The sequence below is a fragment of the Eubacterium sp. 1001713B170207_170306_E7 genome (assembly GCF_015547515.1).
Taxonomy (GTDB): Bacteria; Bacillota; Clostridia; order Eubacteriales; family Eubacteriaceae; genus Eubacterium.
Genome location: NZ_JADMVE010000004.1, coordinates 316,599 through 331,163, shown reverse-complemented (window position 1 = coordinate 331,163; position 14,565 = coordinate 316,599). Strand labels below are relative to the sequence as shown.

Below are 14,565 nucleotides of genomic sequence, written 5' to 3'. Positions count from 1 at the left end.
TTCTGGCAATTAAAAACGCCGTTTTCAATAAAAGAAAACAGCGTTTTTATGGATCGAATTTGACTTTTTAAAAGAAAGCGTTCTTAGCTTTCGACAATTTCCAGGATATCCATCGGGCATGCTTTAGCGCAGATGCCGCAGGCAATACATTTGGACGGGCTGTCTTTATCTTCAGCTTTGACAATGAGACCGAAAGGACAAACCTCAACGCATTTGCCGCAGTTTGTGCAAAGCTTTTTGTTGATCATGTAGACGCCCTTAGGATTCTGGGAGATCGCGCCGGCTTCGCAGTTTTTGGCACATTTGCCGCACTGCACACAGACCTTGGTTTTCAGGTCGCCGTTATCTTTTACGTCAACCTTAATACAGGATAAATCATGACCATACGCTCTGTCTTTATAGAAAGCGGTTGAACAGGCCCATTCGCAGGCCAGACAGTTCATGCAGAGCGACTGATCGGTTACTTTAAGTTTTTTCATAATGATGATACTCCTTCTCTCGGATCTTTGAGATTGCAGCCTACAAAGGATCCGTTCCCCAATATTTGTTCTACCTTAATTTTAACGAGAATGATTTCGATTGTCAACCATAAATCATTCCATATTTTGGCGTCTTTTTTGGCCGGATCGGTCCGATGCAGTCCAAAAAGAAGGCTAAATTTTACTCTATCAAATAAATCGCAATGAGAAAAGACTGGCTTTTTCGGATTTTTAATAAAATAAGCGTCCTTTTTAGTGCTTTTTACCGAAAAATAAGGGGTCTGTTTTTGGTCAATTTCCAAAAGCTGACAGGTGATGCAAAAAAATATGCATGTGCAAAAACCGATTACACGTTTTTTGAAATGGCTTTAAATCGCCGTAAAACAAAGGTTTTTGTGAAAAAAAAGCCGAAATTCATCAAAAAGAGCAAAAAAATTTGCGGTTTTAATTTTTGGTAAAAATCCTTTGATCTGGGGAGAGTGCCCGGAAAACGGCTAAAACAGGCTTTTTACAAAAAAATAAAAATCTTTTGGAGCTTCTTTTATTTTGGCACGCATATTGCGTTATATAATGGCATCACACAAATTAAAAAAGTAAAAGAAAATCCAAAGGAACAAAAAAGGAGAATGAAAACAATGGCAGATATGAGTTATTTAAAAGACAAACCAATCGCGGTGTTGGGCGCTGGCGGTGTTGGTAAAGCGATTGCAGGGGACTGTGCTTTAGGCGGCGCAAAGGTAAGAATTTGCGACATGATGCCCTTCGCAGAAAAAACATTAAAGAATGTTGAAAGAGTCGGGATCAAATTCTACGGCGAACAGTGCAACCTGTACGGCTTTGAACGTGAAGGCTTTGCTAAAATGGAAAAGGTAACAACTGATGTAGCAGAAGCAGTTAAGGGCGCAGGCATCATCGTTGTTGCAACACCTACCTTCGGTCACAAACCTTTCTTTGAAAAATTAATCCCATGTCTGGAAGACGGACAGGTTATCCACATCTTCCCAGATAACTATGGTTCTTTAATCTTACGCAAAATGATGCGTGAAGCTGGCTGCACCGCAAAAGTTATCATCGGCGGCTGGTCTTCTTCTACCTACGGCAGCCGTGTTGATATGCCTGGTGGCGTTATCACACATAAAATCAGAGTATACTACCGTGCAATCACCCTTCGTGGTGCTGCAATGCCGGCAACAGATACAGAAGCCTTCATCGAAAGCTCCAAATACTTACCATCTATGGACGCTGTAACCAATGGCGACGGCGCAGTAGCAGGCGATACTGTATTAGATACTGGTTTCTCAAATGTAAACCCAGTACTCCACTGCCCAGGCGCAATCCTTGGTGTATCCACAATGGAAAACTTCGGAACCATCTTCGGCGAAGACAAATATAAGTTCTCCATCTACTCTCACGCTTACTGCCCATCCATTTCTCAGGTACAGTACACCTTCTATGAAGAAGAATGTGACTTAGCTGCAAAATTGGGCGTTGGCATCCAGCCATATGAAAAAGAACACTTCTTCTCACGTGAAAATGTTCTTGGCCAGGAATACATGGGACTTGATTACTTAATTCCATTCGACAAACAGGATCCAATCCAGTACGGCACCGGCCCCTTCGACATGAATAACCGTTACATCACTGAAGATATCCCGGTTGGCTGCTATGTATACCAGCAGTTAGGTGATGTATTAGGCGTAGACACACCAGTTGTTGACTCTATGATCAACCTGGCTAACGCTATCCACGGCAAAGACTTAACCGAAAACGGCTATACCTTAGAATACCTGGGTATTGACGGCATGTCTGTTGAAGAATTAAATACCTACTTAAGAACAGGCGAAAAATAAATTTCCTCATTAACTTTACATTATAAATAACCCTTAATTAGCATACCGGACAGCTTCGGCTGTCCGGCCCCCTCTTGTTTTTGAAAAGAATAAAAAGAAATGTTATATACCGGAAAATTTTGAGAGCTTTGGGAAAGTTGTGAAACTCAAAAAGTAAAAGGAGACTATCGTGAAAAGAAGTATTATCGATTTTAGAAGAATGGCCGCTGATGGCGAAAAGATCGTTTATCTGACAGGCTATGATTATCTGACCGCTAAATATGAAGAACGTGCAGGCGTTGACATGATTCTGGTAGGGGACTCTCTGGGTATGGTTACCCTGGGCCACGAAACCACCTATCCTGTAACCATGGACGACATGATCGCACACTGCTCCGCTGTAAGACGCGGCGCGCCAAACACCTTTATTGTTGGGGACATGCCTTATATGTCTTATCAGATTTCAGATGAAGAAGCTGTTTTCAATGCCGGCCGTTTCACCAAGGAATCTCTGGTAGACGCCATCAAATTAGAAGGTGGCACCGACTCTGTATGTGAAAGAATTAAAGCCATCGCTGACGTTGGTATTTTAGTCATGGGACATATTGGTCTGACACCTCAGTTCGCTGCTCAGATGGGCGGCTACAAGGCTCAGGGCAAGAGCGCAGACGCTGCCATCGAGCTGGTTAAACAGGCCATCAAAATTGAAGAAGCAGGCGCAGCCTTTATCTTGGTTGAAGGTGTTCCGGCAGTTGTTGGTAAAGCCATTACTGAAAAATTAAGCATTCCGGTACTGGGTATTGGCGCAGGCTCCTACACAGACGGCCAGCTTTTGATCTACGCAGACATGGTAGGCTACTATGATGACTTTACACCAAAATTCGTTAAGAAATATGCCGATGTTGGCGGCGAACTGTTAAAAGGCTTTACAGCATACTGTGAAGAAGTCAGAAGCGGTGCTTTCCCGGATGACTCCAAACACGCCTATGTGATTGCTGATGAAGAAGCAGCCGAACTCGAAAAATTATTAAAAGAAATCTAAATCATTGGGAAATTGATTAAGAAAAATAGGAGAAAAATATGAGTACTTTAGCAAATCTTGGGGAACTGGTTGTAGCCGGTAACGAAGGCGGCGTTGTAGAAGCAGTCAACGCCATGGTTGCTGACAAGGCAGATCCAGTTGCGATTATCAACGATGGATTATTAAGCGGTATGAACGTTGTCGGCGAAAAATTTAAAAACGGCGAAATGTTCGTACCCGAAGTCTTAATGGCAGCACGCGCCATGAACGCTGGTATGGCGATTGTTAAACCGCTGATCGCCGACACGGATCTTCCGACACTGGGAACCATTGTTATCGGAACCGTTAAGGGCGACCTCCATGACATTGGTAAAAACCTGGTTGTTATGATGCTGGAAAGCGCTGGCTTCAAAATTGTTGACCTCGGTGTTGACGCTAAGCCGGAAGATTTTATCGCTGCTGCGAAAGAAAACAATGCCAATATTGTTGCCATGTCCGCAATGTTAACCACCACCATGACGGTTATGGAAGAAATTATCAACGGATGCAAAGACGCTGGTGTTGATGCCTGCTACCTGGTAGGCGGAGCTCCGTTAACCCCTGTATTCAGCGAAAAAATCGGCGCAACCTACGCTGCCGAAGCCTCTCAGGCTGTCGAAACCGCTAAACAGATGGTTACTGCTTAAAATAAAAACTGATTCGTTATATACCCTTCTAAAAATATATAATAGCCCTTTGGATCGTTGGTCACAATCCAAAGGGCTTTTTAACTAGTAAAAATGGAAAGGCATTCTGACATAGAATGAGGGATGGAAAAAGAAATGGTCAAGCTGACCGAATATGAACAGGAAATGCTGGACGGCGTTCACGGAACGCTCAAACAGCAGGCGATGAAAAAGGTCGTGGAATACGCCAATGTGCTGGGCGCAGAGGAACTGTGTGAAGTGACGATGGCCCATGTTTTCTGCGGAGCCCACGATTATCTGAGCGCGGCTGGAAGCGATGACATTGAAGAGACGGTTGCGCAGATGCAGTTCTGCACTTCTGAAAAAATGCCAAAGGACGACTACGTATGCTATTGTCAGTCCGACTGCGGCCCCATGGACAGCACCCGCTACGCCGAGATGGGGGTGAGCGCTGCCGAGGGTGAGAAAAACCAGGAATATCTGGATTATTACAGAGACCGCGGCGTCAATATGGTCGGGACCTGTGTCCCGTATATGTGCGGCTTTATCCCGCTTAGGGGAGAGCATTATGTCAGCAGTGAGTCCCACGCGGTAACGCTGATGAACTCGCTATGGGGCGCCTGCGGCAACTCCGACGGGCTCGAGGCAGGATTCTGGGCAGCCGCCTGCGGCCGCACGCCAAAGTGGGGCAACCATATCATGGAAAACCGCAAGGGCACCCATGTATTCAATGTGAAATGCCGGATAAAATCCAGCATGGACTGGGACCTTCTGGGTTATTCCATTGGCAGAAAGCTGCCGACCCATGCCATTCCTGTAGTCAACGGACTCCAGGACCGGCCAAATATTTTTAATGTCAAATATTTCTTTGCCGCCATGGCGACCACAGCCGGACCCGAAATGTGCCATCTCGTCGGCATTTCACCGGAAGCCGTAACGCTGGACATGGCCCTCGGCGGACAGGAACCCCAGGCGGTGATTGAGATTACCGATGAGGATTTGAAGGAATCCTGCGTCATTCTGAACGGCCACAAAGCAGGGAAACACCCCATTGACTATATCAGTCTGGGCTGCCCGCACTACAGCATTGAAGAGCTTCGCAAAATCGCAGGGCTTCTGAAGGGAAAAAGGGTTGCGGACCATACGGTTTTACAGGTATGGACAGCGCCGCCGATCCGGGAAACCGCTGACCGCTGCGGTTACACGAAAACCATTGAGGATGCCGGCGCCATTATGCTGACCAGCAGCTGCCCGCTGACCAGCGGAAAGATGCCGGAGGGCACAAAAACAGTGGGTTTCGACTCTGCCAAGCAGGCCCATTACATCGCGCCGGGCACTGAAGCGGAGGTCTTTTACGGAAGCCTTGAGGACTGTCTTGAAAGTGCAGTCCGCGGATATTGGGAGGTTAAGCAATGGGAAGAAAAATAAAGGGACGCAGCGCCATCGGCGGCATTGCCAAAGGCCTGGCCATGGTGAGCGAGGAAACCATTCAAGGCTGGTCCGGAATCGATGAGGAAACCGGTCTGATCATGGAGATCGGACATCCCTTTGAGGGCAAAAGCATCATCGGATCAATTTTGATTATTTCGGGCGGAAAGGGCTCTAATGGCTGGTCCTGCCATTTCCATGCGGCTAAAATGAGCGGCAAGGCGCCGGCGGGTATGGTTTTTCCGAAAATTGATTCCCGTACTGGTGTGGCAGCCGTGGTTACCGGTGTGCCAACCGTCACCGATCTGGAAGAAAACGTCTTTGAGCTTGTAAAAACAGGCGATTATGTTTTGGTGAACGGCGACGAGGGTTATATTGAGATTTTGGAATCAGGAGAAGAAGCGAATGGATAAAATTGTACGCAACTATGGTTATCTGGGGGACAAGGAAGATCTGGATCAGCACTTTTATGTGACAGAGGGACAATGGGTAGCGGGCTATACGGTCGGCATCATGCTGCTGGACGTTCACTATCCCCTGCTTCCCGGAAATGTGGTCAATGCCAGCACCTACAGCTACCCGGTGCGCCATGCCTGGGTGCCGGGCGCAGACCAGAACAGAATGCACAGCGGAGACGAAAGTCTTTTGCCAGAGCTCATCAAAACAGCCAGACAGCTTGAACGCGAGGGCTGCCGGGCGATCTGCGGCGCCTGCGGTTATTTCGGGCATTTCCAGAAAAAGGTAGCTGAGGCGCTGGATATTCCGGTTTACCTGTCCAGTGTCATTCAGGCGTCATGGATCGCCGCGGGGCTTAAGAGCAGCCAGAAAATCGGTGTTCTGTGCGCGGACGGCAAGAACCTGACCAAGGAACTGTTCGCAGAATGCAATGTCTCGGAGGAGATTTTCAACCGGTGTGTGATTAAATCCGCCGGTAAGCTTCCGGAATTCTCGGCATTCATGGAACGCCGCGGCCATTTTGACAACGCCGCAGTGCGTGAGGAGCTCAAGGGACTGGTGCGTGAAATTTTAGATGAAAACGACGATGTGGGCGCGATTCTTTTGGAATGCAGCGATATGCCGCCTTATTCCGCTGCCATTCAGGCAGAATTTAACCTGCCGGTGTTCGACTTTATCACAATGATCAACTTTGTTCACAATGCGGTCGCCCAAAAGCCCTATTATGGCTTTATGTAGAAAATGGAAGTGATGCCGCTATGTCATTGGGAATAATCGCGTCGATCAGCGCCGCTTTCAGCTGCGGCGGAATTCTGGTGCTCACAAAATGGATGATGAACACAGGCATGACCTCCGTCGAGGTGCTCTTTTACCGCTTTCTGTTTGTGTTTATCCTTACAGGAGGCTGGTTCATCATTAAAAAACAGAACTGCCGGATTAATCTCCGGCAGCTCTTAACGCTGGTGCTGCTGACCGTGGCGGGCTATGGCGGCTCTACCTTTCTGCTGGCCACCTCCTTTAATTTCCTGCCCATGGGGCTGGCGACCATGCTGTACTTTACCTATCCGCTGTTTGTGCTGGTCATTATGACCCTGCTTTTTAAGGAGAAGCTGACAAAAATAAAAGCAGTGTCATTATCGCTGGCTGTTCTCGGGATTTTCTGCCTGATGAATTTCAGCCTGGAGCTTTTCAATTTTGGCAGCATGCTGGCCATCGGCTCGGGTCTGGCCTATGCCATCTATCTGGTGGGGATTCAGAAGAGCAGTGTCAAATCGCTGGATAATCTGGTGATTGTTTTTTACCTGTCGGGCTTCAGCTGTATTTTCTTTTTTATACAGGGCGTTCTCGCGGGTACGCCGCAGTTTCTGGCAGTTGACGGGCCGCAGCTTCTGATGGGAGCCTCTATCGGGGCGGTGACGGTGTTTGTGCTGGGGGCCATTGCTTATTCCATCAAATGCATCGGCTCGACAAAAACCTCGCTGATCATCTCCTTTGAGGCGGTGGTCTCCCTGATCCTGGGGATTCTGATTTTTGGCGATCCCTATAATATGAATACCTGGATTGGTTCCATACTGATGACGCTCTCTGTGATTTTCATCACCCGTGAAAACACAGAGGAGGTATTGGTCGCAGCCGAAAAATGAGTTATAATAACAAGCAGGAGGTGTGAAAATGGAAAAGGTTTATCGTATTCCCATCCGCATGGAACGGGATATTGTGTTTAAACGGATGCATATCTACGAGACACAGCCAAACTACGAAGAATTTTTGTCGGCCTATAACGAGCTGGCAGAGGAGATCCCCAAACTGGTGGATGCCAGAGGTATTTATATTCTGAAAAAAGCCGGGGACCGTGAGCCCATGCACAAGGGCCTCTGTGAGGTCAGCCATTTTGTGTACGCCATGGTCTCGCTGGGGCGTGGAATCAGCGACCGCTGTACCGCCTATTTTGCGGAAAAGGATTATCTTAAAGGGCTGATGATCGACTCCATCGCCGACCAGCTGCTCTTTAACCTGTCCGATGATTTTTACCCTGTAATCCGCGAGGATGTTTTTGAAAACAAGGGCTACGCGCTGACCGTGCGGTATCAACCGGACGACTACATCATTCCCATTCAAAACCAGAAGCTGATCCTGGACGAAACAGACGGCGGCAAGTTGCTGGGCGTTTCTGTGACAGAGGGCTTTATGTACAATCCCCTGAAAACCATGGGGTATGTGTACGGCGCGGACAAAAACATACAGATCGCGGAGAAGGATCACGACTGCAGCCTGTGCACAAATTACGGCTGCGAATTCCGGTCGGCATGAGGTTCAGTAAAGCAAAAGCAGTATACGCTGTTTCAACGTATACCGATAAAACAAATTAAAAAAGCCCGGATTTCGGGCTTTTTTAATTTGATCGAAAATTTTCGTTTGAAGTCACGAATTTGTCTCAGCGTCATTTTGGCAGGAGGGCGTATCTCTGAGGGTCGAAACCACATCGCAGGCGCATTCCATCATTTTGCAGACGCCTAGGCTGTCGGCTTCATAGGAAAAAGCCCTGTCAGCCTGGACGCCGATGGTTTCAGCGACATTGGCCACATCAATGTTTGCGCCGAAGAACAGAAATTCCCAGCTGTATTTTTCCTGTTGGTGCAGGATCATATTCTGAATTTGCGGATGTGTATAGGCTTTGCTGGCATTTTCATAGCCGTCGGTTGTAATGACGACAATCACCTTGGAGGGACGGGCGCGCTCGGGCGTGTCCGCAAGCCGCCGGCCGGTATCGGTGACGGCTTTTCACACCGCGTCATAGAGGGCTGTGCAGCCCCGGACAAAGTACTGCCCCTCTGTAAGCACAGCGTCCTGGGGCATGGCGCTCTGGTACAGGCATTCGTACTCATGGTCGAAAAGAACAGTGGTAACACGCAGCTCCCCGGCTTTTTTTGACTGCTCTCTTAAAAATTGGTTGTATCCGCCAATGGTATCAGCCTCCAGTCCTGCCATTGACCCGCTGCGGTCCAGTAAAAAAATGATTTCTGTCAAATTTGGTTTCATGATGACGGCTCCTTTCTTTTTATGATATGATAATAACATCTTTAAAAGAAAAAAGGTCGCCTGGCAGGCGACATCGGAGGTGTGTCATGCTGTCTTCAGATTTTTTATCCGATCTCAAAGTCTTTGTCAAAAGGGCGCAGACCATAACCGTGGGTGCAGCGGCGGTGAAAAAGCAGAAAGAGATGGCCGCGGTCTGCGCGCGTAACCTGGAAGTGTTTTACTCTGAGGAAAACGCGAACCTGGGGGACTACATCGAAAAGCATAAGGGGCCGGGCTTCACCGGGCGGCTCTTTGAAATGATTGATGCGCGCGGGCTTTCGGACAAGGTGGTTTACCATAAAGCGGGCATTGACCGCCGGCTGTTCTCAAAAATAAGGAGCGATCCGGATTACCACCCGTCAAAGGCCACCGTCATTGCGCTGGGGATTGCTCTGGAAGCTGATCTGGACGAGCTGGAGGCCCTCTTATCCGAGGCGGGCTATGCCCTGTCAAGCAGCGAAACCTTTGACCTCATTATCCGTTACTGTGTGGAGCAGCGCGTCTTTGATCTGGATGCGGTCAATGAGGCGCTGGACAGCTTTCAGATAAAGCCACTCGGAGGAGTGGCTTAAACGTTTCTTTCTTTATTTTTTCCCGGACCGGTATTTCTTTGGGGTAATGCCGGTCATTTTTTTAAAAACCTTTGTAAAATAGCTCTGATCCTCATAGCCGACGAAAAGCGCAACCTCGACAATGCTCATTTTGGTGTTCTGCAGAAGCTCCTTGCTCCGGTTAATCCGGATTTCGTTCAGGTACTGGGTAAAGCTGATGCCGGTTTCTTCTTTAAACAGCTTGGACAGATAGGAATCTGAAACATGCAGATAGTCTGCCAGCTTCTGGAGCGTGATCTTATTCATATAGTTGGCCCTTGTGTGCTCAATGGCCTGGTTGATCAGGTAGGAGTCTCCGGAATAAATGTTGTTAAAAATATTTTTGGTAAAATGGTCAATGATTTTGACCGTCCATGAGCTGAGCACCTGGATGCTGTCAATTTTGTTGAGCTCAGTGATCAGGTCAAGGTTCAGGCCGAAGATTTTTTCAAGGGAAGCGCCGCCCTCTACCGAAGCGCGGGAGAGAATGGTGACAAGCTCCAGAATTCTTGCCTTGATGACCTCCAGATTGCCGCCCTCGATCAGCAGAATCTCGTTGACTAAAAATTTCAGGGTAACCTGGGCGCCCTCATGGTCGCCCTCCTTTACCTGCCGCACGAGGTCCTGTTCCTTTTCATAGGGATAGACCAGCGGGATGTTGTTCTTTTTATGCTCGTGGATGCGCTCTCCGATTTCGGATTGGTCGTGGTATTCAGAGCTCAGCTTTTCATAAGCTTCTGTGTTGGGGTAAAGGCTCAGGATGGCCGCGTTTAAAAGCTTGGCCAGATGATTGACCTGGGAGGGCGTGAAGATTTTCATGTTTCGGATAAAGAGTGTGGTGTTGTAGAGCACCTCGGGGGAGGCCTGGTGGATGGTGAACATGTCGCGGATGGTGCTCTCCTCAATGGTGCCCATGGCAATGGGGCCGGCAATGACAGACCCGGCAAACTGCTGGCCGTCCAGGATGGCGATGGCAATGTTGACAAAACCTGAGGGACAGACAAATATATAGGGCTCGCCAAGCCGGTGCGCCCAGGTCGCGGCAAAGTGCAGCGCATTTGGACAAAGGCTGGACTCTGTGTCGGACTGGCTAAAGTACGGGCAGATTTTTTTATCCTCAAAGTAAGTGCCCAGCGGCTGAGTGCTCTGGTCATACAAGGTTACGGGCACATCTGTCGCGTAGTAAAACGAGGTGAGAATATCCTCGATGACCTCGAGGTTAAGCTGGTGGTCTTCTCTAAAAATAGTTGCTTTCATGGAATTGTTGTCCTCCCTGTCCTTTCTGCGTTTATTATCTTTTATTATATCATATTTTAAAAATATCTACAAAAGTTTTGTTGAAAAATACCATAAATTTCCGCTAAAACGCGTGAATCTATCAAAAAATTTATAAAATGGAAAAAACAACGAAGGATTTATTACAAAATTAAAATCAGGCCGAAAAGATAAGAAATAAAAATAATTGCTTTTTATTTAGAGTTTTAAATTCAACTAAAAAACAAACCGGCATGCGTCTGGGGATGCACACCGGTTTTAAAAAGAGGGATTTTTCTGAGGTTTTAGAATTTTTCAGATTCAGGTAAAAATTTGTTTAAAAGTTGTTTTTGGGTCTGTGTTAAATCAGGCAGGGTATAGCTTTCAACCCGGTCTTCAATTTCCTTCACCGCCCGTTCGCGCAGATCGCCGATTTTGTCGACGATGGGCTGGGGGTCTCCGGCGGCGCGGTTAAAGAGCTGGGTCAGATAATGCTCCTGCCGGTATTCCTTTGGTGTTCTGCCGGACAGGTAATTGCCAAGTGGTCCGGCTTTTTTGATCTCCGCAAAGACCTTTTCGGCCTTTGTATCGCTGATGTCAATACCGCGGTTCAGCCTGAGAAGAATCCGGTTGACTTCCTCGTCCATCACGAATTTTTCATAGCTCCCGAGGGCATAGGACTGGAGGATACCGGCGTGGTGCAGAATGAAATCTGCTTTGCCGAGATAGGTAGTCATAAGATTCATGAAGGTCTCGGCTCCGGCCTGGTAATCAGGCTTCATGGCATCTGTTCCGGCAACACCGACGCGCACAGGGATCTGGTAATAGCGGGCCAGCGCCAGGGAAGACATCTGGATCAGCTGCGCCTCGGGCGCGCCGATGGCCAGGGCGACCTCACGCATATCTGTGGCACTGGAGACAGAGCCGTAGATAACCGGGACACCAGGCTTAATGAGCTGGGTCAGCACAATGCCGGCCAGGATGGTCGCGTTGTTCTGGATCACGGTTCCAAGCAGTGCTGCCGGGGCAGTCATGTTTGTCATGGAACAGGTGATAATGGTGACAGGCTGGCCTTCCTCGGACAGGCCGATAATGTTATCCAGTACCTCGTAGGAATAACCAAGGGGCGAGAGGGCACATGCGTTGGTTAAGAGGACGGGCGCATCCCAGATGTCGTAAAATTCTTTGTAGAGGCGGGCAATGGCCCGTGCCGCTTCTTTCAGAGTCTTGCCGCGGGTGTTCAGGCTGTTGGCCACATTACCGTAGGTCGGCTTTTTGGAATACTTCAGACACATGGCGACCTGGGGCAGGTAAAAATCCTCCTGGCTTTTGTCCAGATCCGGCGTGTCAAACGCGGCGTTGTTGACAAAATCGGTCACGTCGCTGGTGTCCATGAGTTTCAGAAACTTAATCATGTCTGCCATCTGGGCCACACGGTAGGTGTTGTCCTCGAACAGGAACTTGGATGGACCATAACAGCCGACTGTTTTTGGCCGGAAGGGTTCGCCGATGGGTGTTTCACCACTGTCTGTGTGAATGGTAAAGGTTTTGGGAACCGTCTCCAGCGCAGCGTTCAGAAAGGCTTCGTCGAATTTAACGATGCTGCCCTCGACCGTTGCGCCGTGTCTTTTGAAAATATCCAATGCTTCTTCGCAATTGAAGGAGACACCCACTTCTTTTAAAACTTTAAGGGTGTATTCATGCAGAAGTTCAACATCGCGGGTAGAGATATAATTTTCATAAAATTTTCGATCAATATACATTGTGGATTCCTCCGGTATTCTTGAATTTTCGGATGCAACGGTATTCAAAGGGCGGCCGCATCGACGGGCAGGTTTATTCTATCAGGGGGCGGGAACCGCGGGGCTCAGTGACCCCTAAACCAGCGCCTTGGCCTTTTCGGCAGCAGTCGAGGCGTCAGCGGTGTAGATCGCGCTGATTTTTTCGGCGTAGGCAGGTGTTACCGGAGCGCCGCCGATCATATATCTGGCGTCGATTCCGGCGTCCTTACAGGATTTAATTATTTCATCCATATAGGTCATGGTGGTGGTCAGCATGGCGGACATGGCTACGATATCCGCGTCGTTTTCCTTGGCGGCTTCGATGAAAGCTTCCTTCTTGGCGTCGACCCCGAGGTTTACAACCTTGAACCCGGCGCTTTCAAGCATCATGACCACCAGGTTTTTGCCGATGTCGTGGAGGTCGCCCTTAACGGTGCCGATGACTACCGTTCCCAGGGAGGTGACGTCGCCGTCTGCCAAAAGCGGCTTGACAATGTCCATGCCGGCGTTCATGGCACGTGCAGCCATTAAAACCTCGGGAACAAACATTTCGCCGTTGGCAAACCTTTCACCGACAACATTCATACCGGTCAGCAGGCCGTCATTGATGATTTCAAGAGGCGCAGCATTGGCGGATAATGCGGCGTTAACTTCATTGACAACGCCGTTTTCATTTCCGTTTACAACATAATCGCTGATCATTGCATAGTTACTCATAATTTTTTCCTCACTTTTTTAAATTTTATAAAAGAATGCTTTTACAGGGCAAGCTTCTGGCCGAGTCCCTTTTCGAGGGCAATGTCGAAGATGGCCCGGGCAACCGTTACGTCACAGACAGACATCCCGATGTTGCTGCACACGATCAGTTCATCCTTAGCAGTGCGGCCTTCGGTTAAGCCGGCGAGAATTTCGCCCGTCTGGCAGTAAACCTTCGGAAGACCCTTGTCTGCCGGGAAGTAGCCCATTTCCGCGAAGAGCTCGTGCTCGTCGACACTGTCGACAATGTATTTATCGGCGCGGTATTGTGTTTTGAGATCAAAGAAGGTGTTCATGTCGCAGGGCACAATGGTCTGGCCAGCTGAGATCCACTCATCCTTGACAACGCATAAAGGATCCTTCAGAATGATGGTAGCTGAGCTCATGACTTCGCATTTTTCGGCGATTTCCTGAGGCGAGGCGGCCTTGATAATTTCAACGTCGATTTCGGGCTGAACGATTTTAATCAGGTTATCCGCAGCGGCTTCTACGACATCATATACATAAATTTTTTTCAGGTTTTTGAGTGTTCGGGTGACATAGCGCACATGCTCGATCCCCTGCACGCCGCAGCCGAACATTCCAAAGGTTTCGGCGTCGGGGTGAAGGGCGGCGGCGGCCAGAACCGTTACAGCCGGCGTACGCATGGCTGTGATCCAGGTGCAGTCCATGACTGCGACAGGCACGCCGGAAAGCACATCGTTTAGTATAAAAAGACCAGTGGTCTGCGGAAGATTGTACTTCTTGGGGTTGTTGGGGTAGCACTCGATCCACTTGCACCCAACGGCTCTTTGCTCCGGTACATAGGCGGGCATTGCATGGAAAAAGACTTCTGTCCAGGGATGGACACCGATTTTTGCAGGCATCTCAAATTCTTTTTTTCCATGGGCGATTAAGGTTTTTCTGGTAATCTCCAGAATGTCATCGCGGGTGAGACCGATGTTTTCGCATTCTGGTTTTGTCAGGTAAATGACTTCCTTGCCAAGGTCCAGCTTCTTTGCGATGTTTTCTCTGTCTTGTTCAAAATAAGCGTGATCAAAATTCATATATCTTCCCTCCAAAAGTTGATAGATTAAAAAAGTTTATGTTTGCTGGCTAAGAGATGCAATACTCGTGCCAAGATTTCTTTTTTTCGTAAAAACAAGGTGCCTTAAACTTTTGCTTCCTAATAAATATCAGCAAAAAAGATTTCCAGAAAAGCATTAAG

16 protein-coding genes are annotated in these 14,565 nt (G+C 48.4%); 9 read left to right on the top strand and 7 right to left on the bottom strand.

Features of this window, described 5'->3' with window-relative positions; all coding sequences use genetic code 11:
• Positions 1-83 precede the first annotated feature (83 nt).
• The gene (locus I2B62_RS12190; protein ID WP_013381949.1) at positions 84-479 is read right to left on the bottom strand and encodes a 4Fe-4S binding protein; all 396 of its coding nucleotides are present in this window, start codon (positions 477-479) and stop codon (positions 84-86) included.
• A gap of 635 nt (positions 480-1,114) precedes the next feature.
• Here I2B62_RS12190 and I2B62_RS12185 point away from each other — a divergent pair.
• The 8 genes from I2B62_RS12185 (at position 1,115) to I2B62_RS12150 (ending at position 8,209) form a co-directional block, all read left to right on the top strand.
• A complete protein-coding gene (locus I2B62_RS12185; protein WP_195269468.1) occupies positions 1,115-2,329 on the top strand; it encodes an NAD/NADP octopine/nopaline dehydrogenase family protein in 1,215 nt (404 codons plus the stop codon).
• A 169-nt stretch (positions 2,330-2,498) separates the two neighbouring features.
• Complete coding sequence (panB, locus tag I2B62_RS12180) at positions 2,499-3,350, top strand: 3-methyl-2-oxobutanoate hydroxymethyltransferase (protein ID WP_195269341.1); 852 nt, start codon at positions 2,499-2,501, stop codon at positions 3,348-3,350.
• A 38-nt stretch (positions 3,351-3,388) separates the two neighbouring features.
• Positions 3,389-4,015, top strand: coding sequence for a cobalamin-dependent protein (locus I2B62_RS12175; RefSeq protein WP_195269340.1), 627 nt, complete (start codon positions 3,389-3,391; stop codon positions 4,013-4,015).
• A gap of 123 nt (positions 4,016-4,138) precedes the next feature.
• A complete protein-coding gene (locus I2B62_RS12170) occupies positions 4,139-5,443 on the top strand; it encodes an aconitase X catalytic domain-containing protein (RefSeq protein ID WP_207736000.1) in 1,305 nt (434 codons plus the stop codon).
• Positions 5,428-5,856 (top strand): DUF126 domain-containing protein, encoded by a 429-nt coding sequence (locus I2B62_RS12165; protein WP_195269339.1) that lies wholly within the window; start codon positions 5,428-5,430, stop codon positions 5,854-5,856. Before I2B62_RS12170 ends, I2B62_RS12165 begins: the two co-directional genes overlap by 16 nt.
• On the top strand, positions 5,849-6,637 hold the full coding sequence (locus tag I2B62_RS12160) for an aspartate/glutamate racemase family protein (protein ID WP_195269338.1): 789 nt from the start codon (positions 5,849-5,851) through the stop codon (positions 6,635-6,637). Before I2B62_RS12165 ends, I2B62_RS12160 begins: the two co-directional genes overlap by 8 nt.
• Before the next feature lie 20 nt (positions 6,638-6,657).
• Positions 6,658-7,542, top strand: a complete 885-nt coding sequence (locus I2B62_RS12155; protein ID WP_195269337.1) for a DMT family transporter — start codon at positions 6,658-6,660, stop codon at positions 7,540-7,542.
• 28 nt (positions 7,543-7,570) lie between these two features.
• Complete coding sequence (locus I2B62_RS12150) at positions 7,571-8,209, top strand: 5-methyltetrahydrofolate--homocysteine methyltransferase (RefSeq protein ID WP_195269336.1); 639 nt, start codon at positions 7,571-7,573, stop codon at positions 8,207-8,209.
• A gap of 111 nt (positions 8,210-8,320) precedes the next feature.
• On the opposite strand, the gene I2B62_RS20525 is transcribed toward I2B62_RS12150, so the two are convergent.
• Together I2B62_RS20525 and I2B62_RS20520 are read right to left on the bottom strand one after the other, a co-directional pair.
• Positions 8,321-8,617 carry a hypothetical protein gene (locus I2B62_RS20525; protein ID WP_243259506.1) on the bottom strand — a complete coding sequence of 99 codons (297 nt, stop codon included), beginning with the start codon at positions 8,615-8,617 and terminating at the stop codon, positions 8,321-8,323.
• A 63-nt stretch (positions 8,618-8,680) separates the two neighbouring features.
• Complete coding sequence (locus I2B62_RS20520) at positions 8,681-8,938, bottom strand: hypothetical protein (protein ID WP_243259504.1); 258 nt, start codon at positions 8,936-8,938, stop codon at positions 8,681-8,683.
• A gap of 86 nt (positions 8,939-9,024) precedes the next feature.
• Here I2B62_RS20520 and I2B62_RS12140 point away from each other — a divergent pair, with 86 nt between their 5' ends.
• On the top strand, positions 9,025-9,549 hold the full coding sequence (locus tag I2B62_RS12140) for a hypothetical protein (RefSeq protein WP_195269335.1): 525 nt from the start codon (positions 9,025-9,027) through the stop codon (positions 9,547-9,549).
• 12 nt (positions 9,550-9,561) lie between these two features.
• Here I2B62_RS12140 and I2B62_RS12135 read toward each other — a convergent pair whose 3' ends face one another.
• From I2B62_RS12135 to I2B62_RS12120, 4 genes are all read right to left on the bottom strand, one after another.
• Positions 9,562-10,824 carry a helix-turn-helix domain-containing protein gene (locus tag I2B62_RS12135; RefSeq protein ID WP_195269334.1) on the bottom strand — a complete coding sequence of 421 codons (1,263 nt, stop codon included), beginning with the start codon at positions 10,822-10,824 and terminating at the stop codon, positions 9,562-9,564.
• A 302-nt stretch (positions 10,825-11,126) separates the two neighbouring features.
• Complete coding sequence (locus I2B62_RS12130; protein ID WP_279354789.1) at positions 11,127-12,632, bottom strand: trimethylamine methyltransferase family protein; 1,506 nt, start codon at positions 12,630-12,632, stop codon at positions 11,127-11,129.
• A 66-nt stretch (positions 12,633-12,698) separates the two neighbouring features.
• Positions 12,699-13,319, bottom strand: coding sequence for a corrinoid protein (locus I2B62_RS12125; RefSeq protein WP_195269332.1), 621 nt, complete (start codon positions 13,317-13,319; stop codon positions 12,699-12,701).
• 41 nt (positions 13,320-13,360) lie between these two features.
• Positions 13,361-14,404, bottom strand: a complete 1,044-nt coding sequence (locus I2B62_RS12120) for an ornithine cyclodeaminase family protein (RefSeq protein ID WP_195269331.1) — start codon at positions 14,402-14,404, stop codon at positions 13,361-13,363.
• Positions 14,405-14,565 lie beyond the last annotated feature (161 nt).